General features: G+C 61.4%; 22 protein-coding genes. 8 read left to right on the top strand and 14 right to left on the bottom strand.

Annotated elements, in window-relative coordinates; genetic code table 11:
* Positions 1 to 6 precede the first annotated feature (6 nt).
* Positions 7 to 924, top strand: coding sequence for an NAD(P)-dependent oxidoreductase (locus RF819_RS10035; protein WP_078364856.1), 918 nt, complete (start codon positions 7 to 9; stop codon positions 922 to 924).
* Between the two features lie 134 nt (positions 925 to 1,058).
* On the opposite strand, the gene RF819_RS10030 is transcribed toward RF819_RS10035, so the two are convergent.
* The 3 genes from RF819_RS10030 to RF819_RS10020 all read right to left on the bottom strand — a co-directional run bounded on the left by RF819_RS10030 (position 1,059) and on the right by RF819_RS10020 (position 2,781).
* Positions 1,059 to 1,703 (bottom strand): BON domain-containing protein, encoded by a 645-nt coding sequence (locus tag RF819_RS10030; protein ID WP_078364855.1) that lies wholly within the window; start codon positions 1,701 to 1,703, stop codon positions 1,059 to 1,061.
* Positions 1,700 to 2,299, bottom strand: coding sequence for a phosphoheptose isomerase (locus RF819_RS10025; RefSeq protein WP_078366883.1), 600 nt, complete (start codon positions 2,297 to 2,299; stop codon positions 1,700 to 1,702). The genes RF819_RS10030 and RF819_RS10025 overlap by 4 nt, the downstream gene beginning before the upstream one ends.
* Positions 2,300 to 2,388: 89 nt before the next feature.
* Entirely contained in the window at positions 2,389 to 2,781 is a 393-nt protein-coding gene (locus tag RF819_RS10020) for a YraN family protein (protein ID WP_078364854.1), read from the bottom strand.
* Between RF819_RS10020 and rsmI the strand changes: the two genes are divergently transcribed.
* The gene (rsmI, locus tag RF819_RS10015) at positions 2,780 to 3,718 is read left to right on the top strand and encodes a 16S rRNA (cytidine(1402)-2'-O)-methyltransferase (protein WP_078364853.1); all 939 of its coding nucleotides are present in this window, start codon (positions 2,780 to 2,782) and stop codon (positions 3,716 to 3,718) included. The genes RF819_RS10020 and rsmI overlap by 2 nt on opposite strands.
* Before the next feature lie 18 nt (positions 3,719 to 3,736).
* Here the strand turns inward: rsmI and RF819_RS10010 are convergent, their stop codons facing one another.
* Positions 3,737 to 4,582 carry a M48 family metallopeptidase gene (locus RF819_RS10010; protein ID WP_078364852.1) on the bottom strand — a complete coding sequence of 282 codons (846 nt, stop codon included), beginning with the start codon at positions 4,580 to 4,582 and terminating at the stop codon, positions 3,737 to 3,739.
* Between the two features lie 144 nt (positions 4,583 to 4,726).
* Between RF819_RS10010 and RF819_RS10005 the strand changes: the two genes are divergently transcribed.
* Positions 4,727 to 6,847 (top strand): acetyl-CoA hydrolase/transferase C-terminal domain-containing protein, encoded by a 2,121-nt coding sequence (locus RF819_RS10005; RefSeq protein WP_078364851.1) that lies wholly within the window; start codon positions 4,727 to 4,729, stop codon positions 6,845 to 6,847.
* A 128-nt stretch (positions 6,848 to 6,975) separates the two neighbouring features.
* Here RF819_RS10005 and RF819_RS10000 read toward each other — a convergent pair whose 3' ends face one another.
* From RF819_RS10000 to sucC, 5 genes are all read right to left on the bottom strand, one after another.
* Positions 6,976 to 9,351, bottom strand: coding sequence for a GspE/PulE family protein (locus RF819_RS10000; RefSeq protein WP_078364850.1), 2,376 nt, complete (start codon positions 9,349 to 9,351; stop codon positions 6,976 to 6,978).
* A gap of 77 nt (positions 9,352 to 9,428) precedes the next feature.
* Positions 9,429 to 10,064, bottom strand: coding sequence for an FHA domain-containing protein (locus RF819_RS09995; protein ID WP_078364849.1), 636 nt, complete (start codon positions 10,062 to 10,064; stop codon positions 9,429 to 9,431).
* A 58-nt stretch (positions 10,065 to 10,122) separates the two neighbouring features.
* Positions 10,123 to 10,911 (bottom strand): Stp1/IreP family PP2C-type Ser/Thr phosphatase, encoded by a 789-nt coding sequence (locus tag RF819_RS09990; protein ID WP_078366882.1) that lies wholly within the window; start codon positions 10,909 to 10,911, stop codon positions 10,123 to 10,125.
* Positions 10,912 to 11,151: 240 nt separating this feature from the next.
* Complete coding sequence (sucD, locus tag RF819_RS09985) at positions 11,152 to 12,045, bottom strand: succinate--CoA ligase subunit alpha (protein WP_078364848.1); 894 nt, start codon at positions 12,043 to 12,045, stop codon at positions 11,152 to 11,154.
* Positions 12,046 to 12,063: 18 nt separating this feature from the next.
* Entirely contained in the window at positions 12,064 to 13,233 is a 1,170-nt protein-coding gene (sucC, locus tag RF819_RS09980; protein ID WP_078364847.1) for an ADP-forming succinate--CoA ligase subunit beta, read from the bottom strand.
* A gap of 152 nt (positions 13,234 to 13,385) precedes the next feature.
* Here sucC and argC point away from each other — a divergent pair, with 152 nt between their 5' ends.
* Positions 13,386 to 14,321, top strand: coding sequence for an N-acetyl-gamma-glutamyl-phosphate reductase (argC, locus tag RF819_RS09975; RefSeq protein WP_078364846.1), 936 nt, complete (start codon positions 13,386 to 13,388; stop codon positions 14,319 to 14,321).
* A gap of 29 nt (positions 14,322 to 14,350) precedes the next feature.
* On the opposite strand, the gene recX is transcribed toward argC, so the two are convergent.
* Positions 14,351 to 14,800, bottom strand: a complete 450-nt coding sequence (gene recX / locus RF819_RS09970; protein WP_078364845.1) for a recombination regulator RecX — start codon at positions 14,798 to 14,800, stop codon at positions 14,351 to 14,353.
* 50 nt (positions 14,801 to 14,850) lie between these two features.
* Entirely contained in the window at positions 14,851 to 15,933 is a 1,083-nt protein-coding gene (gene recA / locus RF819_RS09965) for a recombinase RecA (RefSeq protein ID WP_078364844.1), read from the bottom strand.
* Positions 15,934 to 16,085: 152 nt separating this feature from the next.
* Between recA and RF819_RS09960 the strand changes: the two genes are divergently transcribed.
* The 3 genes from RF819_RS09960 (at position 16,086) to RF819_RS09950 (ending at position 18,904) form a co-directional block, all read left to right on the top strand.
* Positions 16,086 to 16,559, top strand: coding sequence for a MarR family winged helix-turn-helix transcriptional regulator (locus tag RF819_RS09960; protein WP_078364843.1), 474 nt, complete (start codon positions 16,086 to 16,088; stop codon positions 16,557 to 16,559).
* Positions 16,560 to 16,629: 70 nt separating this feature from the next.
* On the top strand, positions 16,630 to 17,304 hold the full coding sequence (locus RF819_RS09955; protein WP_078364842.1) for a response regulator: 675 nt from the start codon (positions 16,630 to 16,632) through the stop codon (positions 17,302 to 17,304).
* A 142-nt stretch (positions 17,305 to 17,446) separates the two neighbouring features.
* A complete protein-coding gene (locus RF819_RS09950; RefSeq protein ID WP_078364841.1) occupies positions 17,447 to 18,904 on the top strand; it encodes a sensor histidine kinase in 1,458 nt (485 codons plus the stop codon).
* A gap of 9 nt (positions 18,905 to 18,913) precedes the next feature.
* Here RF819_RS09950 and RF819_RS09945 read toward each other — a convergent pair whose 3' ends face one another.
* From RF819_RS09945 to RF819_RS09935, 3 genes are read right to left on the bottom strand one after another with little or no spacing between them, the layout of a single operon-like run.
* Positions 18,914 to 19,663 (bottom strand): hypothetical protein, encoded by a 750-nt coding sequence (locus tag RF819_RS09945; RefSeq protein WP_078364840.1) that lies wholly within the window; start codon positions 19,661 to 19,663, stop codon positions 18,914 to 18,916.
* An 8-nt stretch (positions 19,664 to 19,671) separates the two neighbouring features.
* A complete protein-coding gene (locus tag RF819_RS09940; protein ID WP_078364839.1) occupies positions 19,672 to 20,502 on the bottom strand; it encodes a biotin--[acetyl-CoA-carboxylase] ligase in 831 nt (276 codons plus the stop codon).
* A 9-nt stretch (positions 20,503 to 20,511) separates the two neighbouring features.
* A complete protein-coding gene (locus RF819_RS09935; protein ID WP_078364838.1) occupies positions 20,512 to 21,006 on the bottom strand; it encodes an SET domain-containing protein in 495 nt (164 codons plus the stop codon).
* Positions 21,007 to 21,061: 55 nt separating this feature from the next.
* On the opposite strand from RF819_RS09935, the gene RF819_RS09930 reads away from it, so the two are divergent.
* Positions 21,062 to 24,037, top strand: a complete 2,976-nt coding sequence (locus RF819_RS09930; RefSeq protein WP_078364837.1) for a DNA topoisomerase III — start codon at positions 21,062 to 21,064, stop codon at positions 24,035 to 24,037.
* Positions 24,038 to 24,397 lie beyond the last annotated feature (360 nt).

Genomic DNA, 24,397 nt, shown 5'->3' with positions numbered 1-24,397 from the left:
CCATACATGACGAGCAAGAGCTACGAACCCATTCCTTCACGCCGAGTCGCCTTTTTGGGTCTGGGGGTGATGGGCTACCCGATGGCAGGCCACCTGGCCCGCGCCGGACACCAGGTCACGGTGTACAACCGGACAGAATCAAAATCCATAGCATGGTGTTCAGAATACACAAGGGCTGATGGCCAAAAAGACGCTATAAGTTATGCCAACACGCCGCGCCAGGCGGTGCAGGGTGCCGAGTTGGTGTTTTGCTGTGTTGGCAACGACGACGACCTGCGCAGCGTGGTGCTCGGTCCAGACGGTGCGTTTGCCGGCATGCAAGCCGGTGCGGTGTTTGTTGACCACACCACTGCCTCGGCCAATGTGGCGCGTGAGTTGTATGCCCGCGCCAAAGAACTGGGTCTGAACTTTGTTGACGCGCCGGTGTCCGGTGGCCAGGCCGGTGCCCAGAACGGTGTGCTCACCGTGATGTGTGGTGGTGACAAGGCAGCGTTTGAGGCCGCCCAGCCGGTGGCCATGGCCTTTTCACGCGCCTTCACCTACCTCGGTGACAGCGGCGCGGGCCAGCTGGCCAAGATGGTCAACCAGATCTGTATTGCCGGGCTGGTGCAGGGCCTGGCCGAGGCGGTGGCTTTTGGTGACAAGGCCGGGCTCGACATGAACCAGGTGCTTGATGTGATTGGCAAAGGCGCCGCGCAAAGCTGGCAGCTCGACAACCGTGGCAAAACCATGGTGGCCGATCAGTTTGACTTTGGTTTTGCGGTGGACTGGATGCGCAAGGACTTGGGCCTGGTGCTCGACGAAGCCCGGCGCAATGGCGCCAAGTTGCCGGTGACCGCGCTGGTGGACCAGTTTTACGCCGACGTGCAGGCCATGGGCGGGCGTCGCTGGGACACCTCCAGCCTGATCAAGCGTTTGAAATAGGTTCCCCCCTGAGCCGCGCCTGGCGGCGCGTCATCCCCCAAAGGGGGACAACACCTGCGGCCCGGCAGAGCCGGTTCCGCGGTGTTACTGGGTTTTGGACTGTGGCTGCCAGAGCCGATCAGGCCACTCGCCGTTTATTTGGCAGTTGATTTGGACTCGGGTGCGGGTTGCGGCAGCATATTGCGCAACTCGTCTTCGCTGATGATCTCAAACACCCGCACCACTTTTTGCACACCACTGGTCGAGCGCGCGATGTCGGTGGCGCGATCCGCTTCACGCTGGGTGACGCGGCCCATCAGGTACACGGTGCCGCGCTCCGTCACCACCTTGTAGGCATTGGCAAACAGGTCTTTGGCATCCACAAAACCGGCCTTGACCCGGCCGGTCACCAGCACGTCGGAGGAGCGCTGCGTCAGCGTGGACGTCCCCAACACCACCAGCTCGTTGACCACAGATTGCACGTTGTCAACCCGGGCCACCACCTGTTCCACCAACTGGCGGTCTTGCGCTGAGGGCACTTCACCGGTCAGCAACACACGTCGGTTGTAGCTGGTGGCATTCACATGCACGCGTTCACCGAGGTTGTCGCGGATGCGGCTGGCGGCGCGTAACTCAATGCCTTCGTCTTCCAGTTGGGCGCCCGAGGTGCGGCGGTCTGTGGCCACAAAGCCGGTCATCACCGCGCCGCCCACGATCACCGGGAAACAGGCGGTCAAGCCCGTGCTCAGGCCAATGGCAAGCGCCATGACGCCGACAAGTCGTCGTGAGGGGTAGTTCATAAGGGGTTTTCCGTATCGCCGAGTAACAACTCATCTACCGCGTCACACAGGCAGTGCAGCGTCAGCAGGTGAACCTCCTGGACACGTGCCGTACGCTCGTGCGGCACACAAATATGCACATCGGTGTCGCGCAACGCGCGGTTGAGCTTGCCGCCACCCCGACCACTGAGGCCAATCACCACCATGTCGCGCTCGTGGGCGGCTTCCACCGCCTTGAGCACGTTCTCCGAATTGCCGCTGGTGGTGATGGCAATCAGCACATCACCGGCCTGGCCCAACGCACGCACCTGGCGTGAGAAAACGACGTCAAAGCCATAGTCGTTGCCGATGGCCGTCAGGATCGAGCTGTCGGTGGTCAGTGCGATGGCGGCCAGTTCAGGGCGTTCGCGCTCAAAACGGCCGACAAACTCGGCGGCGAAGTGCTGCGCGTCGGCGGCCGAGCCACCGTTGCCACAGGCCAGCACCTTGCCCCCGCTGGTGACACAGGCCAACAAGGCTTGCACCGCGTTGGCAATGGGTTGACTCAAGACCGGCGCGGCCTGGTATTTCAGGTCGGCACTGTCGATGAAATGTTGTTGGATTCTTTGCTCTAGCATGGGTGGCATGATACCCGGACCAAACTGAATCACGTCTTAAAACCCTGGCAAAAACGGGTTATCACAAAGTCTTACACCCGCTGTCCTGTCTAGGAGGCGTCAAACGCGCCCTGAATCCACACCACCTCGCCCGATTGCACCGTCACCACATCAAAACGGCAGGGTGGCAGGCGTGCCAGGCGCATCAGGTAGTGGCGTGCGGCCAGCACAATCCGGCCTTGTTTGACCGCGCTGACGCTGGCCGCCGCACCGCCATGGCTGGCACTGCGGCGCTGGCGCACCTCGACAAACACACAAGTGCCGTCGGGCGCACGCATGATCAGGTCGATCTCGCCGCCACCGCGCCCGGGGGTTCGATAATTGCGTTGCAACAGCACCAAGCCGGCGCGCTGCAAATGCTGCAGCGCCAGCACCTCGGCGGCGTCGCCCGCCTGCTTGGTGGTGCGCGGTTTGAGCTGCCCTTTTGTCGAAAGAAGTCCCATGTTGAATTCTCCCCCCTTGTCCCGGCTAAGCAGCAGCTTTGTCAACGCCCTGCAGGCCGCGCGTGACGCCGCCGCTGGCCAGAATTATCTGCCTGGCGCCTTGTATGTGGTGGCCACACCGATAGGCAACCTGGCCGACATCACCTTGCGCGCCTTGCACCTTCTGCAACTGGCCGACGTGGTGGCCTGTGAGGACACGCGCCACACCCAGGCGCTGCTGCGCGCCTATGGCATCGACAAAACGCCAGCACAGTTGCTGGCGGTGCACCAGCACAACGAGGCGCAAGCGGTGCAAACGGTGCTGGAGCGGCTGCAGCAAGGCCAGCGGGTGGCCTATGTCAGCGACGCCGGCACGCCCGCCATCAGTGACCCTGGCGCCCGGCTGGTGGCCGGGGTGCGCGAGGCGGGTCTCTGTGTGGTGCCGCTGCCCGGCGCCAGCAGTGTGATCACGCTGTTGAGTGCGGCCGGTGTGCTGGCTGACAGCAGCGGGCACAGCGGTTTTGTGTTCGCCGGTTTTTTGCCCGCCAAAGCCACGGAGCGCTCTGCGGCTGTGCTGGCGCTGTCGGCGGAATCACGTGCGGTGGTGCTGCTGGAGGCACCCCACCGCATCGAGGCCCTGGCCAGTGCGCTGGCCGTGCTCGGTGAGCGGCCACTGACCGTGGGGAGGGAGTTGACCAAACAGTTTGAAGAAATTGCCACGTTGCCGGCCAGCCAGTTCCCGGGCTGGCTCAGTGCCGATGCCAACCGAACACGGGGTGAATTTGCGCTGGTCTTGCATCCGGCAGCCGCGACGGCCAGCGCCGGGCCGGACACCCGTGTGCTGCAGCTGCTGCTGGCTGAACTGCCGCTGAAAACCGCCGTGAAACTGGCCGCCGAGATCACCGGCGAGCCGCGCAACGCCTTGTACGAGCTGGCGTTGACGCTCAAGGCCGGTTGAACAAAGCTGCGCTGGGTGTCAGCCCGCCCGGGCGCGTGAATACAGCGGCAAGACCTTGGGCAGATTGGCTTCGATGTCGGCGATGCGGGTTGTACCCGCCGGGTGGGTCGACAACCATTGGGGTGGTGCACCCTTGTTGGCCACGGCCATTTTTTGCCACAGGCTGACACCGGCGCGCGGGTCAAAACCAGAGCGGGCTGCCAGCTCCATGCCGACCAGATCGGCCTCGGACTCGTCGCTGCGGCTGAACTGCAGTGTGAGCAGCTGGGCGCCGTAGTTGGTCACCGTCTGCCCGAGTTCGCCCAGGCCCAGAACCTGGCTGAGCAAGGTGGCACCAATGCCAGTGGCGGCGTTTTTGCCCATGCGTTCACGCGCGTGTTCACGCAGCGCATGGGCGATTTCATGACCCATGACCATGGCCGCCTCGTCGTCCGTGAGTTTGAGCTGGTCCAGGATGCCGGTGTAGAACGCGATCTTGCCGCCTGGCATACAAAACGCGTTGATTTGTTTGCTGCCAATCAGGTTGACCTCCCAGCGCCAGTTGGCAGCGCGCGGGTTCCAGCCCAGCGCGTGGGGGATGATCTTCTGGGCCATGCTGCGCAGGCGGCGCAGCTGGGGGTTGTCCTTGCCCGCCAGAGCATTCTGCGCGGCGGCCTGTTGCAGCATCTGCGCGTACTGCTGGGCGGCCGATTTTTCGATGGTTTCGGCAGGCACCAGCTTGGTGAACACCGAGTTGCGGCCCACATCCACCCCTTCGGCCAACGCCTGCTGCAGCCCTGCGCCCGGCACAGCCAGTGTCAGGGCGGCACCTTGCAGCAGCAATCGCCGCTGCGCGCAAAAGTAGCAGCTATGGTGGTTATTCATGGTTGATTTGTCCTGTCAACTGACATGGCCCTTCTGTAGAGTGAGGCCCTCAGATTCGCAATTTTGTCTGTGCAATTGTGGCTCAAGGCGCGAAAATTCAAGCCACATAAAAACCATTTGCGCCTAAGGCCTAGGAGACATTTGATGACCGCCCCCCTGTTTGTTGCGTCGATGGACGCCTGTGTGGACCATATTCTGGACGCCGTTGCCGGGCCGATTGTGCTGGGTATTCCGCTGGGTGTGGGCAAACCCAACCCGCTGGTCAATGCGCTGTACCAGCGCATCAAGGCCAGCCCGGCGCGCCAGTTGCGCATCATCACCGCCTTGTCACTGGAGAAACCGGTCGGCCACAGTGAGCTGGAGAAGAACTTTCTGCAACCCCTGGTCGAACGGGTGTTTGGTGACTACCCGGACCTGGACTACGTCAAGGACCTGCGCGCCAACCAGCTGCCCCCCAACATCGAGGTGCAGGAATTTTTCATGAAAACCGGCGACTACCTTGGCAACGTCGCCGCGCAGATGGGCCATATTTCCACCAACTACACCTTTGCTGCGCGTGACATGGCGGTGCAAGGCATGAATGTGGTGGCGCAAGCGGTAGCTGCCAAGGGCGAGGGGGAAAGTCTGCGCCTGAGCCTCTCAAGCAACCCCGATATCACCCAGGCGGTGGTTGAGAGTGTGCGCGCCAGCGGACAACCGGTCATCACGGTCGGTGTCATCAACCACAAGACGCCCTTCATGCCCAATGGCGCCGAGATCAGCCCCGATTTTTTTGATGTGGTGGTGACCGACCCGGCGGGCACCCATGATGTGTTTGCGCCGCCCAACAACAAGGTCAGCCCCGCCGACTACGCCATTGGTTTACATGCATCGAGTCTGGTGCAAGACGGTGGCACCTTGCAGATTGGCATTGGTTCACTCGGGGATGCGATTGGCCAATCGCTGATCGTGCGGGACCGCCATGGGCCGGAGTACCGGCGCATTCTGGCGTCGATCTGCCCGGGCGGGCTGGCCGGACGGGAGCTTGGGCGTTTTGACATCGGGCTGTATGGCTGCTCGGAGATGCTGGTCAACGCCTTTTTGCGCCTGATCGAGGCCGGCATCATTCGCCGCGAGGTGTATGACGATGCGGTGTTGCAACAGCTGCTCAACAGCGGTGAGATCCCGGACAACTGCGTCACGCCTCACATGCTGCAGGCCTTGCTGGATGCCGGGCGCATCCGCTCCCCACTCTCCGAGGAGGACCTGGACTTCCTCAAACACTATGGCATCCTGCGTGCCGAGGTGGTGCTGCATGGCCAGCAACTGCGCTGTGGCAGCCACCAGTGCAGCAACCAGATCCGCGAGCCGTCCAGCTTTGCACTGGTGAGCCAGCACATGTTGGGCACCCACCTGCTCCATGGGATGTACATGACCGGCGGGTTTTTCCTGGGGCCGCGCGACTTCTACGAGCGCCTGCGCACCATGGCGCCGCAGGATCTGGCCAAGATCGACATGACACGCATCGACTTCATCAACCAGCTCTATGGCAACGATGCGCTCAAACGTGCCCAGCGGCGCAAGGCCAGTTTCATGAACACCACCATGGTGGTGACCCTGCTGGGGGCGGCGGCCAGCGACACGCTGGAGTCGGGTCAGGTGGTCAGTGGGGTGGGTGGCCAATACAACTTTGTCGCGATGTCCCACGCGCTGGCGGACGCGCGCCTGATCATGATGTTGCGCGCCACCCATGACAATAAACATGGCCTCAAAAGCAGCATCGTCTGGAACTACGGCAGCGTCACCATTCCGCGGCATTTGCGTGATGTGGTGATCACCGAATACGGCATCGCCGAGTTGCGCGGGCAGTCGGACGGCGAGGTGGTCAAACGCCTGATTGCGATTGCCGACTCACGCTTCCAGGACGAGCTGGTCAAACAAGCCAAGGCCCACGGCAAACTCGAAGCCGATTACGAAATCCCCGAGTGTTACCGCCACAACCTGCCCGAGGTGATCGCCGCCAAGATCAAACCCTGGTCTGAGGCCGGGCTGTTGCCCGACTTCCCCTTTGGCACCGACCTGACCGAAGACGAACTGCACATGGTGCGGGCTTTGAAGAAGATGAAACACGCCAGCCACCACCCGGCGGAACTGGTCACGATGGCGGTCAAAAGCCTGTGGGAGGGCAAAGAGGCGCCACCCGCTTATCTGGCGCGCCTGGGGCTCGACGAGGTGCACAGCTTCAAAGACCGCGTGATGCGCCGCCTGTTTGCCAACAATCTGTGATGCTTATCAAAAAGAATAGCTGTTAGCCCTTTTCGTATAAGGGCTGGCGGCCAATTTCCCATATAGACACAGGAAGATCAACAGGCCGGGCATCTGCCCACTGCACCCAAGCCAGCGGTGCATGGAGCTTATTTGATACAGACCGAGCGCACCATCTTGAGGTCGGTCAGGCCCATCATGACTTTTTCCATGCCGTCCATTTTCAGGGTGCGCATGCCACCTTCCACCGCCGTGGCAAACACCTCGGCGACGCGGGCGCGTTCCTGGATTTGTTTCTTGATGCCGTCGTCGGCAATCAGCAACTCATGTAAACCGACGCGGCCTTTGTAGCCGGTCTGGTTGCACTTGTCACAGCCCACATGGCGGTAAAAGTGCAGCTGGCCGTTGTCGGCGTACAACTGCTTCCAACCGTCGATCAGCCGGGTCAGCGCGCCCTCGTAATCGTTGGACCAGGCGGCCGAGTGGCGCAATTCCTCGGCGTACTCCATGGCAAACAGGCGCAGCTCCTCGGCGTCGGGCACATAACTTTCCTTGCAGATACACAGCTTTTTGGCCAGCCGCTGCGCCAGGATGCCCAAGAGCGCATCGGCAAAGTTGAACGGGTCCATGCCCATGTCCAGCAGCCGGGTGATGGACTCGGGTGCCGAGTTGGTGTGCAGGGTGGAAAACACCAGGTGCCCGGTGAGTGAGGCCTCCACCCCCATGGCCACAGTTTCCTTGTCGCGCGACTCACCGACCATGATGATGTCGGGGTCGGCCCGCAAAAATGCCCGCATGATCAGCGCAAAGTCGATGCCGGCCTTGCGGTTGATCTGCACCTGGCGCAAGCCTTTCTGGGTGATTTCGACCGGGTCCTCGGCGGTCCAGATCTTGGTGTCGGGTTTGTTCAGGTGTTTCAGGATCGAGTGCAAGGTGGTGGTTTTGCCCGAACCGGTGGGGCCACACACATAAAACAGGCCGTAGGGCTTCTCAATCGTCTGGATCACGCGCGCCATGTTGTGGCTGGTCAGGCCGAGCTTGTCCAGCGGAATTGGTTCACCGGCTGCCAGAATCCGCATCACCACGTCTTCCACCCCACCGGCTGAGGGGATGGTGGCCACCCGCAGTTCGATGTCGAGTGGGCCGTACTTCTTGAACTTGATCTTGCCGTCTTGCGGCTTGCGGCGCTCGGAGATGTCAAGGTCACACATGATTTTCAGGCGGGTGACCATGGCCTGGCGGAAATGCGCCGGCACCTCGATGTAGGGCTGCAGCGAGCCATCAATGCGAAAGCGGATACCGGTCTTGAACTTGCCCGGCATCGGCTCGATGTGGATGTCCGAGGCCCCCTGGTGGTGCGCGTCGATGATCACCTTGTTGACAAACTTGACCAATTCGTTGTCGGCCGCGGCCGATTCCAGCGCGTCGCTGAGGCCACCCTCGTCATCCATCGGGCCACTGTCCATGTCGGCCAACATCTCGCTGATGCTGCCGCCGGTGACCTCGATGCCAAAAATCTGTCCCAGGGTGTCGCGAAACTCGGTGTGGGTGGTGACCCGGTACGAGAAACTGGTGAACCGCGGAAACACCTGCTGCACGATGCGTGAACTGCGCACCGCCTCCGGGTCCAGGCACATGATGACCAACCCGTCGGGTGAGTCCTCCAGCGGAATCCAGCCCTGTTCTTCAATGAACTCGCGCTTGAGGGCGCCGTGCAAGGCCTCTGCACGGATGCGCCCTTCGGTCCAGGGTTCATAAGGCACACCAAAAAACTTGGCCAGCGACGGCCCGATCTGCGCGGCGCGTACCTGGTACTGGCTCAACAGCAGGCTTTCCGCCGTGAGCCCCTGCGCGCGCGCGTCCTGCAGGCATTGCTGCAGCTCACTGGCGGTCATCACACCGTCAGAGACCAGCCCGTCGTATTTGGTCACCATGCGCCGCACACCTTCCTCGGTGCCATGGATGCGGTGGCGGATCGCTGTGGCCAGGGTTTTGCACAACTGCGAAATACCCTCAATCTCCAGATCACCAAAGGGTTTGTTGCTCTTGTTATTGATGACTTGCAGGACGCCGTAGAGGGCCTCACCCTCCAGAATCGGCGCCACCATCATCTGCCGGGTGCGGTAGCCAGAGCGTTTGTCCACCTCTTTCAAAAATGACAAAGCGGGGTGGATGGTCTTGAGCGACTCATCGTCATACACATCGGGCAGGTTGACCAGCATGTGGCTGTAGGCCACATAGCCGGCAATGCTCTGCGGGGAGATCGGCAGTTTCAGGTCGCGGCTGCTGTTGAGCCCGGTCTTGACCTTGGAGATGATGGCGGTGTTGTCCTCGTTGACCACATACAGGGTCAAACGGTCGGCATCAAACAGCTTGCAGATGTCCTGGCTGGCTTCGAGCATGATCTGCTCGATGTTGTCGGTCTCGTGGATACGGGCTGTCACATGCTGAAGCTGCTTGTAAAAAAGTGCTTCAAACGTCATGCCACTGCGGTCAACGTGGTGGATTTTGAGGCCGGTGTTCATGGCGGTGTGATCTCAAACGGAGCCGGGGGTTCCTGGGACGGTAACCAACCCGGGTAGCGGGCCAGTCGTCCCATGGGTCAGCTCTGGAGGAATTGCATTTCTGTGCCCGCCAGCAAGATCCGGTCACCATGTTTGAGCACAATCGGCTCCTCACCCACGGTGTTGCCATTGAGGGTCAGGCGGTCTTGACCTTCGACGTGGTGCACAAAGTAGTTGTGACGGCGTTGGGTGATGGCGGCGACCGAGACCCCGGGTTTGCCGACCGTGGTGACCACTTTGGTCAGGGCCATCTCGCGCCCCGCAGCGGCACCGGTCAGCACCTTGATGGCACCTTTGAGCTCTGGAACCGCAGCCGTGGGGGCAACAGGCATCGGCGCAGGCGCCTGTGGCCTGTGCATCATGGTGCGCTCATAGGCGTCGTCAGCCCCTGCAGCGTCAAACCGGATCTTGTATTTGCCCATTTCCATGACATCACCGTGCTGCAGGACTTGCCGCTTGACGGCCTTGCCGTTGATGTAGGTGCCGTTGGTGCTGTGCAGGTCTTCGACCGCCACCTGATCGCCGGTTTTGATCAGCACCGCGTGTTCGCCGCTGACGGTCAGGTTCTCAATCACGACGTCGTTGTACGGCCTGCGCCCAATGCTTGTCCGGTCCTTCGTCAGAGTGACTTCACTGTGGACGACGCCGTCCATCATCACCGTTATGTGGGACATGATTCTCTCCTGTACAACGCAGTATATGGGTTTGAACCGGGCACAGCACCCTTCTGTATCAGGGCTTGCCGAACAAGCGTGAGATTAAACCGGATTTTTCCGGCGCCTGGCCAGCCTGCGCCAACAAGACCGAAATGTTGTCGCGTCCCCCATTGAGGTTGGCGCGGGCCACCAACTCGGTAGCCACCAAAGTCAGGTTATTGTGGTTGTTCAGGCTGGACAGGATGTCCTTGTCGGTCAACATGTCGGTCAGGCCATCGGTGCACATCACGTACAGATCGCCATCCTGGACCGGGTGTTCGTGAATTTCGACCCGCACCACGTCCTCCACACCGAGCGCCCGGGTCAACAGGTTCTTGCCGGGGGCATACGCGGCTTGCTCTTGCGTCAGGTAACCCGCGTCCACCTGTTCCTGCAGCATCGAGTGGTCTTTGGTGATCTGGGTCAGCACCCCGTCACGCAGGCGGTAACAACGCGAGTCACCGACATGTCCCAGAACCAGTTTCCCGCCATGAAACACAGCTGCCACCAGTGTGGTCCCCATGCCGGCGTACTGTGGGTTGGCATTGGCCGCGTTCAGAATGGCCATATTGGCCTCGTCAAAGCAGGTTTCAAGCATCCTGGCCACCTGCGACGGGCTGTGGTGCCTGTCTTCGGCCGATAACCAGCGCACCAGCTCGGAGGTGACCAGCTGCACCGCCATGCTGCTGGCCACTTCACCGGCGTTGTAGCCACCCATGCCGTCTGCCAGGACCGCCACGCCCAGATCGGTGTCAAAGGCCAGGGCGTCCTCGTTATTGGCCCTGACCAGGCCGGCGTCGGTCAGTGCGTGAAAACTGTAATGCATCATGAATCGTCAATGTTCCTGTCCAGCCTGTCCTTGATTGGCGGTTCCTGAATGTGCGTCACGACCACCATGGTGGCAGTGTGAAGGCCTAACGTCACATTTTGCCCTGAATGTGCGGTACACCTGCAGGCCATCCGGGTGTTGGCCCGGGGGGTATAAAAAAAGCGTTCAAACCACCCGGGCTTGAACGCTTTGTCGAGCAGTTGCGGCGGCCACAGGTCGCCAGCACCCGCAACTGGTTTACAGCAAAGCTTTGAGCAATTTGGCCATTTCAGACGGGTTGCGTGTGACCTTGAAGCCACACTCTTCCATCACAGCCAGCTTGGCCTCGGCGGTGTCGGCACCACCTGAGATCAAGGCGCCAGCGTGGCCCATGCGTTTGCCAGCAGGTGCGGTGACACCGGCGATGAAGCCCACGATCGGTTTTTTCATGTTGAGCTTGCACCAGCGTGCGGCTTCGGCTTCGTCGGGGCCACCAATTTCGCCGATCATGATCACCGCGTCGGTGTCCGGGTCGTCGTTGAAGGCCTTCATGATGTCGATGTGTTTCAGACCATTGATCGGGTCACCACCAATACCCACCGCGCTGGATTGACCCAGGCCGATTTCGGTCAACTGCGCCACCGCTTCATAAGTCAGTGTGCCGGAGCGACTGACCACACCGATGCGGCCCTTGCGGTGGATGTGACCGGGCATGATGCCGATCTTGATCTCGTCGGGCGTGATCAGACCCGGGCAGTTGGGGCCAAGCAACAAAGTCTTTTTGCCGCCAGCAGCCTCTTTGGCCTTCATCTTGTTGCGCACTTCGAGCATGTCACGCACCGGAATGCCTTCGGTGATACAGATCGCCAGGTCCAGATCGGCTTCCACAGCCTCCCAGATGGCGGCAGCGGCGCCTGCGGGCGGCACGTAGATCACCGACACGGTGGATCCGGTTTCCTGGGCCGCTTCCTTGACGGAGGCGTAAATCGGGATGCCGAAGATGGATTCGCCGGCCTTTTTCGGGTTCACCCCGGCGGCAAAACAATGTTTGCCATTGGCGTATTCCTGGCACTTTTCGGTGTGGAACTGACCGGTCTTGCCGGTGATGCCCTGGGTGATGACCTTGGTGTCTTTATTGATGAGGATGGACATGGTGTTTCCTATTCAGTCTCAGGCTGCGGCTTTGACGGCAGCGACCACTTTCTGGGCCGCGTCGGCCATGGTGTCGGCGCTGATGATTGGCAGGCCCGACTCGGCCAGCATCTTTTTGCCCATTTCTTCGTTGGTGCCCTTCATGCGCACCACCAGCGGTACCGACAGGTTGACCGCCTTGCAGGCGGTGATGATGCCGGTGGCGATGGTGTCGCACTTCATGATGCCGCCAAAGATGTTGACCAGGATGGCCTTGACCTTGGGGTTTTTGAGCATGATCTTGAAGGCTTCGGTGACTTTCTCGGGGGTGGCACCGCCACCCACGTCGAGGAAGTTGGCGGGTTCAGCGCCAAACAGCTTGATGGTGTCCATGGTGGCCATGGCCAGACCGGCACCGTTGACCAGGCAGCCAATGTCGCCGTCCAGGCTGATGTAGGCCAGGTCAAACTTGCTGGCTTCGACCTCGGCCGGGTCTTCTTCGTCCAGATCGCGGTAGGCCACAATTTCCGGGTGGCGGTACAGCGCGTTGGCGTCAAAGTTGAACTTGGCGTCGATGGCTTTGATGCCGCCATTGCCTTCCAGGATCATCGGGTTGATTTCGACCAAGGATGCGTCGGTGTCCATGTAGACCTGATACACCTTTTGCAGCACATCCACCGCCTGCGCGACCGAGCCTGCGGGCACACCAATGGCGTTGGCCAGCTTGGTGGCCTGCTCGACCGTCAGGCCGGTGGCCGGGTCGACGATCTCGGTGACGATTTTCTCGGGCGTGCTGTGGGCCACCTCTTCGATGTCCATGCCGCCTTCGCTGGAGACGATCATGGCCACGCGTTGGCTGGCACGGTCGGTCACCGCCGAGACGTAGTATTCCTTTTTGATGTCGGCGCCGTCTTCAATCAGCAGGCGGCGCACTTTTTGACCTTCGGGGCCGGTCTGGTGTGTCACCAGCTGCATGCCCAGGATCTCGCCGGCGAGTTTTTTCACATCGTCAATCGAGCGCGCCAGCTTCACGCCGCCGCCCTTGCCACGCCCACCAGCGTGGATCTGGGCCTTGACCACCCAGACGGGGCCGCCGAGTTTTTGCGCGGCTTCGACCGCTTCTTGAACAGTGAATGCCGCAATGCCACGTGGCACTGGCACACCAGCTTGGCGCAAGATGTCCTTGCCTTGGTACTCGTGAATTTTCATGAGGTCTCTCTCGGGAACGGAAGTTGATAGTGCACCTGAAAGCCGTTTGTGGTCAACGGTTTACCGACGCTGGGTGATGCGTCGCGGACTGTATCATGTTGAATTGATTCATTCTTTAGCCAGTCTTACAAGACCTGGCGTTTTTATTCACCATGCACAAAATCTTCATCGACGGCGAGGCCGGCACCACCGGACTGCAGATTCGCGAACGTTTGCAGCATCTGGACGGCATCGAGCTGCTCAGCATCGCGCCCGAGTTGCGCAAGGACGCCGCCGCCAAACGTGCGCTGATGGCCGAAGTGGACTTGGTGGTGCTGTGCCTGCACGACGAGGCTGCTATTGAATCTGTATCAATGATCGCAGATATTGAAAGGGCTACAGGCCAAGAAGGCCCTAAGGTCATCGACGCCTCCACCGCCCACCGCACCGCACCTGGCTGGGTCTACGGTTTTGCTGAACTGTGTGCTGGCCAGCGCGAAGCGATCCGGGCGGCGCGGCGCGTGGCCAACCCGGGTTGTTATGCCACCGGCGCCATTGCCCTGATCCGTCCGCTGGTGGATGCCGGGCTGATCCCGGCGGACTTCCCGCTATGCCTGCCTGCGGTGAGTGGTTATTCGGGTGGCGGTCGCCCCATGATCGAAGCCTACGAACAGGGCAAGGCCCCGGCTTATGAGTTGTACGCGCTGGGCCTCAAACACAAACACATCCCGGAAATTCTGGCCAACACCGGTCTGACACGTCGCCCGCTGTTTGTGCCCTCGGTCGGCAACTTCAAACAGGGCATGCTGGTGCAGATTCCGTTACATCTGGACCTGTTGCCCGGTCAGCCCAGTGTCGCCGACTTGCATGAGGCACTGGCCAGCCACTATGCGGGCAGCGAATGGGTCAGCGTGGTGCCCGCCGGCTCAGACAGCAAACTCGACGCGGTGGCACTCGACGGCAGCGACGCCATGGAGCTGCGGGTGTTTGGCAACCAAGACAGCAGTGATAACTTCCGCCACGCGCTGCTGGTGGCGCGGTTGGACAACCTGGGCAAAGGCGCCAGCGGCGCAGCGGTGCAGAACCTCAAGCTGATGCTGGATTTGTAAACCCCCGGCTGCTTGACTCGTGACGGCGGTCAATCCAGATCGGCGCCCGACACCACCCGGCGGATGGTGTCACCACCAAAACCACGACTGACCAGAAAGCGCACTTGTTTGGCGCGCGCGCTCGCGTCTTGCGGCGCTTGGCCGAATTTTTTGCGCCAGACCTCGCGGGCCCGCGCCAACTCGGTGGCGCGCAAAGCCTGAACAGCATCTGCCACCGCCTGCGGGTCGAGCCCCTTGGCTTGCAACTCCTGCTTGATGCGTGAGGCGCCCAGTTTGCTGGCGCGGCGGTTCACCACCGACTCCAGCACCCGCTGCTCACTGATGAAACCCTTGGCCTGCAAGTCATCGAGCGCGGCGGCCAGGCTGCCGGGCTCTTCCTCAAACGGCGCCAACTTGCGCTCCAGCTCCAGCCGCGAGTGTTCACGGCCGCTAAGCAGGCGCAGAGCGCGCCCTTTGAGGGAGGGTGTGGCAAAGCCCATTCAGCACATTACTATTAAAAATGAAGCTATATGCCCTTATTGAATAAGGGCTAGACCGCCTTTTTGCTGGCAGCCTTGGCTGCAGCATCGGCCGGCTCGGAGCCCGCCAGCAGCGGGATGCCCAGAGACGCGCGCACCTTGTTTTCGATTTCGCGGGCGAGATCGGTGTTTTCCTTCAGAAACTCGCGCGCGTTGTCGCGACCTTGGCCGATTTTTTCACCGTTGTAGGCGTACCAGGCGCCGGACTTGTCGAGGATGTTGGCGGTGACGCCCATGTCGATGATTTCGCCCTCGCGGCTGATGCCTTGGCCAAACATGATGTCGAACTCGGCGGTCTTGAACGGAGGCGAGACCTTGTTCTTGACGACCTTGACCTTGGTTTCGTTGCCGATCGATTCCTCACCCTTCTTGATGGTGCCGGTGCGGCGGATGTCCAACCGCACCGAGGCGTAGAACTTGAGTGCGTTGCCGCCGGTGGTGGTCTCAGGCGAGCCAAACATCACACCAATCTTCATACGAATCTGGTTGATGAAAATGACCATGCAGTTGGTTTTTTTGATGTGGGCGGTGAGTTTGCGCAGCGCCTGGCTCATCAAGCGGGCTTGTAAGCCGGGCAGGCTGTCACCCATTTCGCCTTCCAACTCAGCCTTGGGGGTCAGGGCCGCCACCGAGTCGACCACGATCAGGTCGACCGCGCCGGAGCGCACCAGGCTGTCGACAATCTCCAGCGCTTGTTCACCGGTGTCGGGCTGGCTGATCAGCAGGTCTTGCAGGTTGACACCGAGGTTCTGGGCGTACTGGATGTCGAGCGCGTGTTCGGCATCCACAAACGCACATTGGCCGCCGGTTTTTTGCATCTCGGCGATCACCTGCAAGGTCAGCGTGGTTTTGCCGCTGGATTCCGGGCCGTAGATTTCGACGACGCGCCCACGCGGCAGGCCACCAACACCGAGCGCAATGTCCAGCCCGAGGGAGCCGGTGGACACCACCTGGATGTCTTCGATCACCTCGCCTTCACCCAGACGCATGATGGTGCCCTTGCCAAACTGTTTCTCGATCTGTGCCAGCGCCACTTGCAGGGCTTTGGCTTTTTCGGCGTTGGCGGGGGTGAGTGTTTTGGCGGGTGCGTCCATGGCGGTCTCCTGAGGTGTCAACAAGTGGGCGGGTGGGAAAGCTTGCGCATCCTCTGTCAATAACTACAGGCTGGATGCTTGAACAGTAGTTTACAAGCGCTGTTAAAAATAGAAAAGACAATTTATAGTCAATTTGGTTTACTATTTAAGTCATGGACACTTTACCCTCAGACACCGGCTGGCGCCAGGCGCATCTGGGTCACTGGCTGGCGCTGGCGCTGCAGCGTTTTGATGCGCGTGTGTTGCAGCTGATGGCGCGCAACGACCGGGTGCCGCTGGCACTCAGCAACTTGGCGGCGCGCGGCAGTTTGACTGCCTCCCACATCCACATCACGCGGCATCTGGCGCTGCAGGGTTCGCGCTTGACCGAGCTGGCGCAGCGTGCTGGTGTCAGCAAACAGGCGATGGGCAAGCTGGTAGACCAGTGTGCCGCCTGGGGCCTGGTGCAGCGCCAGGACGACTCACAAGATGCGCGTGCGCGCCGCGTGGTATTCACACCCACCGGGCTGGCTTGGCTGCAGGCTTTTGAAGAAGCGGTAACCCAGGCCGAGGCCGAATTACGCGCCGCCGTCGGGTCGGAGGTGGCCACCGTGATTGCTATCGGACTGGAAGCATACGCGGCCTAAAATGTCCTGAAAAGAACGCGAGACAGCCCGTAACCCCACAGGCCCCAGCGGCCATCACGAGGAAACAGCCATGCGAATTTTGATAGCCGAGGATGATCAAGTATTGGCCGACGGTTTGCTGCGTACCCTGCGCAGTTCGGGAGCAGCGGTGGACCATGTGGCCAGCGGCACCGAGGCCGATGCGGCACTGATGACCAACACCGAGTTCGACCTGCTGATCCTGGACCTGGGCCTGCCCAAAATGCACGGACTCGAGGTGCTCAAAAAACTGCGCGCGCGCGGCTCCTCGCTGCCGGTGCTGATCCTGACCGCCGCTGACAGTGTGGAAGAACGGGTCAAAGGCCTGGACTACGGCGCCGACGACTACATGGCCAAACCCTTCAGCCTGCAGGAGCTCGAAGCCCGCGTGCGTGCCCTGAGCCGACGTGGCATGGGTGCGGCCAGCAGCACCATCAAACACGGTCCGCTGATCTACGACCAGGGCGGCCGCGTGGCCACCATTGACGGCGTGATGGTCGAGCTGTCAGCGCGGGAGCTGGGTCTGCTGGAGGTGCTGCTGCAACGCGCCGGGCGCCTGGTCAGCAAGGACCAGCTGGTCGAGCGCCTGTGTGAATGGGGTGAAGAGGTCAGCAACAACGCCATCGAGGTCTACATCCACCGTCTGCGCAAAAAGATCGAAAAAGGCCCGATCCGCATCGCCACCGTGCGCGGCCTGGGCTACTGCCTCGAAAAAATCCCCGGGTAGTCATGTCGCCCCCACGTTCGCTCACTACGTGTAGCTCTCTGCCCCCCGAGGGGGCCGCGTTTTGCCTTGGGGCGGCCCGGCGGCAAAACCAGCGGGCTAAAGGCGACTTCGCCAGCGCACAGCGAACCAAGTCAACCCAACCGTGAACGTTTTTCAGCGCGAACAGCGTTCCCTGTTTGGCGAAATCCTGGACTGGATGCTCACGCCACTGCTGCTGCTGTGGCCGGTGAGTCTGGTGCTGACCTGGCTGGTGGCGCAAAACATCGCGGGCAAGCCGTTTGACCGGGCGCTGGAGTACAACGCCCGGGCCATGGCGCAACTCATCACCATGCGTGGCAACAAACCCGAATTTGTGCTGCCACGCCCGGCGCGTGAACTGTTGCGCGCCGATGACTCCGACACCGTGTATTACCAGGTGATCGGGCCGCGCAGCGAGCTGCTCAGTGGTGAAGCTGATCTGCCTGCGCCCTCGGCCGAAGAGAAGGTGGTGCCTGATGAAGTCCGCATCCGCGACGATGTGATCCAGGGTTTTGACATCAAGGTGGCTTACATCTGGGTCAAGCTGCCCACCCGCAACGGCGACCTGGCCTTGGTGCAAGTCGCCGAGACACTGGAAAAACGCTCGGTGCTGGCCACCGAAATTGTCAAAGGGGTGATGCTGCCGCAGTTTGTCATCCTGCCACTGGCGGTGCTGCTGGTCTGGCTGGCCCTGGTACAAGCCATCCAGCCGCTTAATCAGCTCGAAGAACGTATCCGCGCGCGCCGACCCGATGACCTGAGCCCGATCGATGCCCAGGCGGTGCCGCTGGAGGTGTCGCCCCTGGTGGACTCGGTCAACGACCTGCTGTTGCGTCTGACCGACTCGATTGCCACCCAGAAACGTTTCCTCGCCGACGCGGCACACCAGCTCAAAACCCCGCTGGCGGGGCTGCGTATGCAGGCCGACCTGGCCCAGCGTGAGGGCGCCAGCGCCGAGGACCTCAAACACTCTCTGCGCCAGATTGGCCGCGCCAGCATCCGTGCCACCCACAGCGTCAACCAGTTGTTGTCGCTGGCGCGGGCCGAGAGCAGCGGCTCGGCCATGCCACGCGCCCTGTGTGACCTGGCGGAGGTCTGTATGTCGGTGGTGCGCGACAGTGTGCCGCGGGCGCTGGAAAAACACATTGACCTGGGCTACGAAGGTGCTCAGCCCGGCACACCAGGCTGCACCATGTTGGGCAACGTCACCCTGCTCAAGGAGATGATCCGCAACCTGGTGGACAACGCCATCAACTACACCCCGTCCAGCCTGGCGTCACCGGGCATGATCACCGCAAGGGTCTTGACCGACCCGGTGGGCCGTTTGCTGGTGCTGCAGGTCGAGGACTCTGGCCCGGGCATTCCGGAGTCAGAGCGTGAACTGATCTTCCAGCCGTTTTACCGCGCCTTGGGCACCGATGTCGATGGCTCGGGCCTGGGTCTGCCGATTGTTCTGGAGATTGCCCAAAAACACGGTGCCAAGGTCAGCCTGGAAGACACCCTGCCGGGCCACACACCGCCCGGCGCCCGTTTTGTGGTCACTTTCACCGCGACTCTGCCCGATGAGCTGCCACCGGCCTGAGGCCAGCCGTCAGGGCTGGGATGTGGCAGCGCTGGGTGCCGACGCCGCAGCCTGCTCAGGTGGGGTGAGCGGCTGTGGGCAAAGCACCAGCGGTTTGCCGGGCAGTGCGGCCTGCAGGCTGTCCAGCGCCGCCTGGTTGGCCGCGCTGATGCTGGGCAGGCGCAGGTGGTAGGTCACGCTGGCCTGGCGCTCCTGTATCACCCGGGCCGAACGCACCCCGCGTTTGACCAGGTCTTGCAAACCGGTTTTGGCCGACTCTTCCGTGGAAAACACACCCAGTGAGAAGCCCGGTGACAGTGCGGTGTTGCTCAAAACAAAAAACTTGACCTTCAAGTCAGTGAGCTGCTCACGTTTTTTGGCCAGCTCCGTCGCCTGGTTGTAGGGGCCCATGTAGACCATCCAGCGTGCGGGCAGCCGACTCTCGTCCAGCACCCAGGCCTCTGGCGGCAATTTGGCAGCGAGCAGCGGGCGCAGTGTGTCGACCTGCGCTTCATTCAGTTCACCGCTTTGCCAGCAGCTGCTGGCCACCGGCTCGGCGGAGGTTGACGCAGGGGCGGGCTCTGGTGCGGATGCAGCGACTTGGGCTGCATCTGCCTTGTCCGTCAGCACCACCAGCGCCTCAGGGTGAATCTGCTGGGCCAGGCGTTGCGGCTCGTGTTGCTGCGTCGGGCCCAAGCCGTAGGCCAGCAACCAGCCTTGCCCCCGGGCGAAAACACCCAGGTTCAGCAACACCAGCAGCAGAACCATCAGGCGCCACATAGCCGCTCCTAGTGACCGCTGGCAGGGTTTGCCGGGGCAGCGGCCCGCCGCACACTGACCTCGGCACTGGTCACCCGCTGCAGACCCTGACCGGTTTGCAGCAGCAAGGCCCCCACCGGGTCCACCCCCATGGCCACACCGTGTTGGCCGTCACTCAGGGTCACCGGCGTCTGAGCCAGCGCATCACGGGCATTAAAACGTGCCTGAAAGGCCGCAAAACCCTGCTGCTCAAACGCACGCAGGGTCTGCACCAAGGGGGGCAGTATCTGGGTCAAGGCCAACATCGCGCTGATGCCGGGCACCAGCTCGGCCAGCCCGGCCGGTTCGGTCGACAAGCCAGCCACCTCGGGGCGTTGGATATTGAGGCCGATGCCAATCACCACATAACGGCTACCAGACAAGGCCGCTTGCCGGGTGTTGGCGGTCTCGATCAGGATGCCTGCCAGTTTGCGACCCTGCCACCACAGGTCATTGGGCCATTTCAGGCGGATCTCGGGATGCAGGCTGTTGGCCAGGCTCCAGCCCACGGCCAGCGACAGGCCCGACCAGTCCTTGGGGGCCAAGGGCAGGCCCAGAGACAACATCAGCGTGCCCGGGCCAGCGCTGCCAGCTGCACCCGGGCTGCTGTGCCAGGGGCGTGCCATGCGACCGCGCCCGGCGGTCTGGTGCTCTGCAATCAAGAGCACGGGGTCTTCCACACCAGCGCGCAGTCGGCGCATCAGCTCGGCGTTGGTGGAGTCGATCTCGGGCAACACCTCCACGCTGAAACCCGGCAACTGGGGCTCCACAGCTTGCCAGAGGGCTTCGCTGGGCCAGGGCGTCAGGGCGGGTAGTGTCATGGGGTGGCGCTACTTGCGCTTGCGTTTGGGGGCCAGCAGGGTGCCACGGCAGTTTTTGGCGCCACACCAGCACGGGTACTCGGCCTTGAGTTTGGGCGTGTAACGCTCGTCGATGATCAGGCCGTAGTCGTAGTGCAGCTCTTCACCGGCGGTGATATTGCGCAGCGCCTTGATGAAAATGCGGCCCTTGTCTTCGTCGGCCTCGCAGTTGCCGTCGCAGGAGTGGTTGATCCAGCGTGAAGAGTTGCCGTTGACCCCGCCGTCGATCACCCGGGTTTCATTCACATGAAAATAAAAGGTGTGGTTCGGATTCGCCGGGTCGTGCGGGTGGCGCGCCTGGGCTTCTTCCCAGGTGATGATCTCGCCCACATACTCGATGATGGTTTCACCCTCGGCGATGTCCTGCAGTGCATAAACACCCCGGCCATGGATGCCGGAGCGGCGCACCTGGATGCGGCGGGAGGTAGCGGGTGATTTTTTCGACACGGTTAAAAAATTTGGTATCGTGAACTCGTATGGGTGCGCGTGTGCGCCCGCGAGGAACAGGGATTGTATTCAGATGACTATCGCAGAAAACACTAAAACAGCAGTGGCAGGCAAAACACTGGTCATTGCAGAAAAGCCCTCGGTGGCACAAGACATCGTGCGTGCACTCACCCCGGTGGCGGGCAAGTTCGAGAAACACGACGAACATTTTGAAAACGACAGTTATGTGGTCTCCAGCGCGGTGGGCCACCTGGTCGAAATCCAGGCGCCCGAGGCCTACGACGTCAAACGCGGCAAATGGAGTTTTGCGCATCTGCCGGTGATCCCGCCGCACTTTGAACTCAAACCGGTCGACAAGACCAAGACCCGCCTGAACGCGGTGGTCAAGCTGGCCAAACGCAAAGACGTGGGTCAACTCATCAACGCCTGTGACGCGGGCCGCGAGGGGGAACTGATCTTTCGCCTGATCGAACAATACGCCGGTGGCGCCAAGCCGCTGGGCAAACCGGTCAGCCGGCTGTGGCTGCAGTCGATGACCCCCCAAGCCATCCGCGACGGCTTCAACGCGCTGCGCAGCGACAAACAGATGCAACCCCTGGCCGACGCCGCGCGTTGCCGCTCTGAGGCCGACTGGTTGGTTGGCATCAATGGCACCCGCGCCATGACCGCCTTCAACTCGCGTGACGGTGGCTTCTTCTTGACCACCGTCGGTCGTGTCCAGACCCCGACGCTGTCGGTGGTGGTGGAGCGCGAAGAACTGATCCGTGGTTTTGTCTCGCGCGACTACTGGGAAGTCCATGCGTCCTTTGCCGCCCAGGCTGGCAGCTACCCGGCCAAGTGGTTCAACCCGGCCTGGAAAAAGGACGCTGAAGACGCCGAGAAAAAAGCAGATCGCGTCTGGAGCCAGCAAGAAGCGCAAGCCATTGCCGATGCGGTGCGTGGCCAACACGCCACCGTCACCGAAGAAAGCAAACCCACCACGCAGGCCAGCCCGCTGCTGTTTGATTTGACCAGTTTGCAGCGCGAAGCCAATGGCAAGTTCGGCTTTTCCGCCAAGACCACGCTGTCGATTGCGCAAAGCCTGTACGAGCGCCACAAGGCCCTGACCTACCCGCGTACCGATTCACGCGCCCTGCCCGAAGACTATGTGCCGGTGGTCAAACAGACCTTTGAGATGCTGGCCAACTCCGGCATGCGCCACCTGGCGCCGCACGCGCTCACCGCGCTGAACAACAACTACATCCGGCCCAGCAAGCGCATCTTCGACAACAGCAAGGTCAGTGATCACTTTGCCATCATCCCTACGTTGCAAGCGCCCAGCGGGCTATCAGAAGCAGAGCAAAAACTGTATGACCTGGTGGTCAAACGGTTCATGGCGGTGTTTTTCCCGAGTGCCGAATACCAGGTCACCACCCGCATCTCCAAGGCGCTGGAGCACCACTTCAAAACCGAAGGCAAGGTGCTGGTCAAACCGGGCTGGCTGGCCATCTACGGCAAGGAAGCCGCTGACGAAGTGGCCGATGCCAAAGACGGCGACAAAGGCCAGAGCCTGGTGCCGGTCGCGCCCGGCGAAAAGGTCAAAACCGAATCGGTCGAACCCAAAGGTTTAAAAACCCGGCCACCGGCACGTTACTCTGAAGCCACCTTGCTCGGCGCGATGGAAAGCGCCGGCAAAACCGTGGAAGACGACGAGTTACGCGAAGCCATGCAGGAAAAAGGCTTGGGCACACCCGCCACGCGCGCCAGCATCATTGAAGGTTTGATCTCCGAGAAATACATGCTGCGCGAAGGCCGTGAGCTGATCCCCACCGCCAAAGCCTTCCAGCTGATGACGCTGCTGCGCGGCCTGGGTGTGGAAGAACTCTCCAAGGCCGAACTCACCGGCGAGTGGGAATACAAACTCAGCCAGATGGAGCAAGGCAAACTGAGCCGCACCGCCTTCATGGCCGAAATCGCCGCGATGACCGAACACATCGTCAAAAAAGCCAAGGAGTACGACCGCGACACCGTGCCTGGCAACTACGCCACGCTCAGTTCAACGTGTCCCAACTGCGGCGGTGTGGTCAAGGAAAACTACCGCCGCTACGCCTGCACCGGCGCAGACGGCCACAGCGAAGGCTGCGGCTTCTCGTTTGGCAAAACCCCGGCTGGCCGCACCTTTGAGCTGGCCGAGGTCGAGCAATTTTTGCGCGACAAAAAGATTGGCCCGCTCGACGGCTTCCGCTCCAAGGCTGGTTGGCCCTTCACCGCCGAGATGGTCATCAAGTTTGACGAAGAGGCCAAAAACTACAAACTCGAATTCGACTTTGGCGACGACAAAAAGGGTGAGGAAACCGGCGAGCTGGTCGACTTTGGTGAACAAACCAGCCTGGGCGCGTGCCCCAAATGTGGCGCAGCGGTGTTTGAACACGGCAAGAACTACGTGTGTGAAAAATCGGTGCCCACCGACGCGCAACCCACACCGAGTTGCGACTTCAAAACCGGCCAAATCATCCTGCAGCAGCCTATTGAGCGCGAGCAGATGGGCAAGCTTCTGAGCACAGGCAAGACCGATCTGCTCGACAAGTTTGTGTCCATGCGCACCCGGCGCAACTTCAAGGCCATGCTGGTCTGGGACGCCACCGCCGACAAAGTGAACTTCGAGTTTGCCCCCAGCAAGTTCCCGCCACGCAAAACCGCTGCCGCACCGCTGACACGCGCCGCCGTTGCTAGTAAAAAAGCAGCAGCTAGCCCAGGTGATAAAAGGGCTGCAGGCACAAAAGCTGCTAAACCCGCTGCCAAAAAGACCGCCGCCAAAACCCCGCGCAAAGCACCAACCGCTGGTGCGGGCTCGACCCCCAGCGCCGCACTGGCTGCTGTGATTGGCGCTGAACCGATTGCCCGCGCCCAGGTCATCAAAAAGCTGTGGGACTACATCAAGGCCAACAACCTGCAAGACGCCACCAACAAACGCGCCATCAACGCCGACGCCAAGTTACTCGCCGTGTTTGGCCAGCCGCAGGTCAGCATGTTTGAGCTGGCGGGCATTGTGGGCAAACACTTGGGCTAAAGAGTCGCGAAAAATGTGGATGTGGTGCCTGACAAGTGCCACACGCCCAACTCGCCCGGTGTATGACAACAGTTTGGGCACTACGCCCAGTGGTGACGGCAACTTACCGCTATCAACTGTAGAGCGCAACGCGTTGCTCAACCAGGAGTGCGGAGGTTGCGGCAATGCTTACTCGAGTCGGTCTCAAACCTTTGGCATGTGTCCTCAGGCCACGTCGTCACGCGGCACAATTCCCGCATGCCCCCCTCTCGCCACAGCCCACAGAACCAACCTCGCCGCGCTGACGCACCTGATCGCACCGTCGCCATGTGGGTGCACGCGCTGCGGAGCAAGGCAGATGCAGTCACTTTAAAGACGCTC

Source organism: Rhodoferax fermentans (assembly GCF_002017865.1).
GTDB lineage: Bacteria > Pseudomonadota > Gammaproteobacteria > Burkholderiales > Burkholderiaceae_C > Rhodoferax > Rhodoferax fermentans.
The sequence above is the reverse complement of the archived record's forward strand: the minus strand, read 5'-3'. Positions and strand labels throughout refer to the sequence as shown.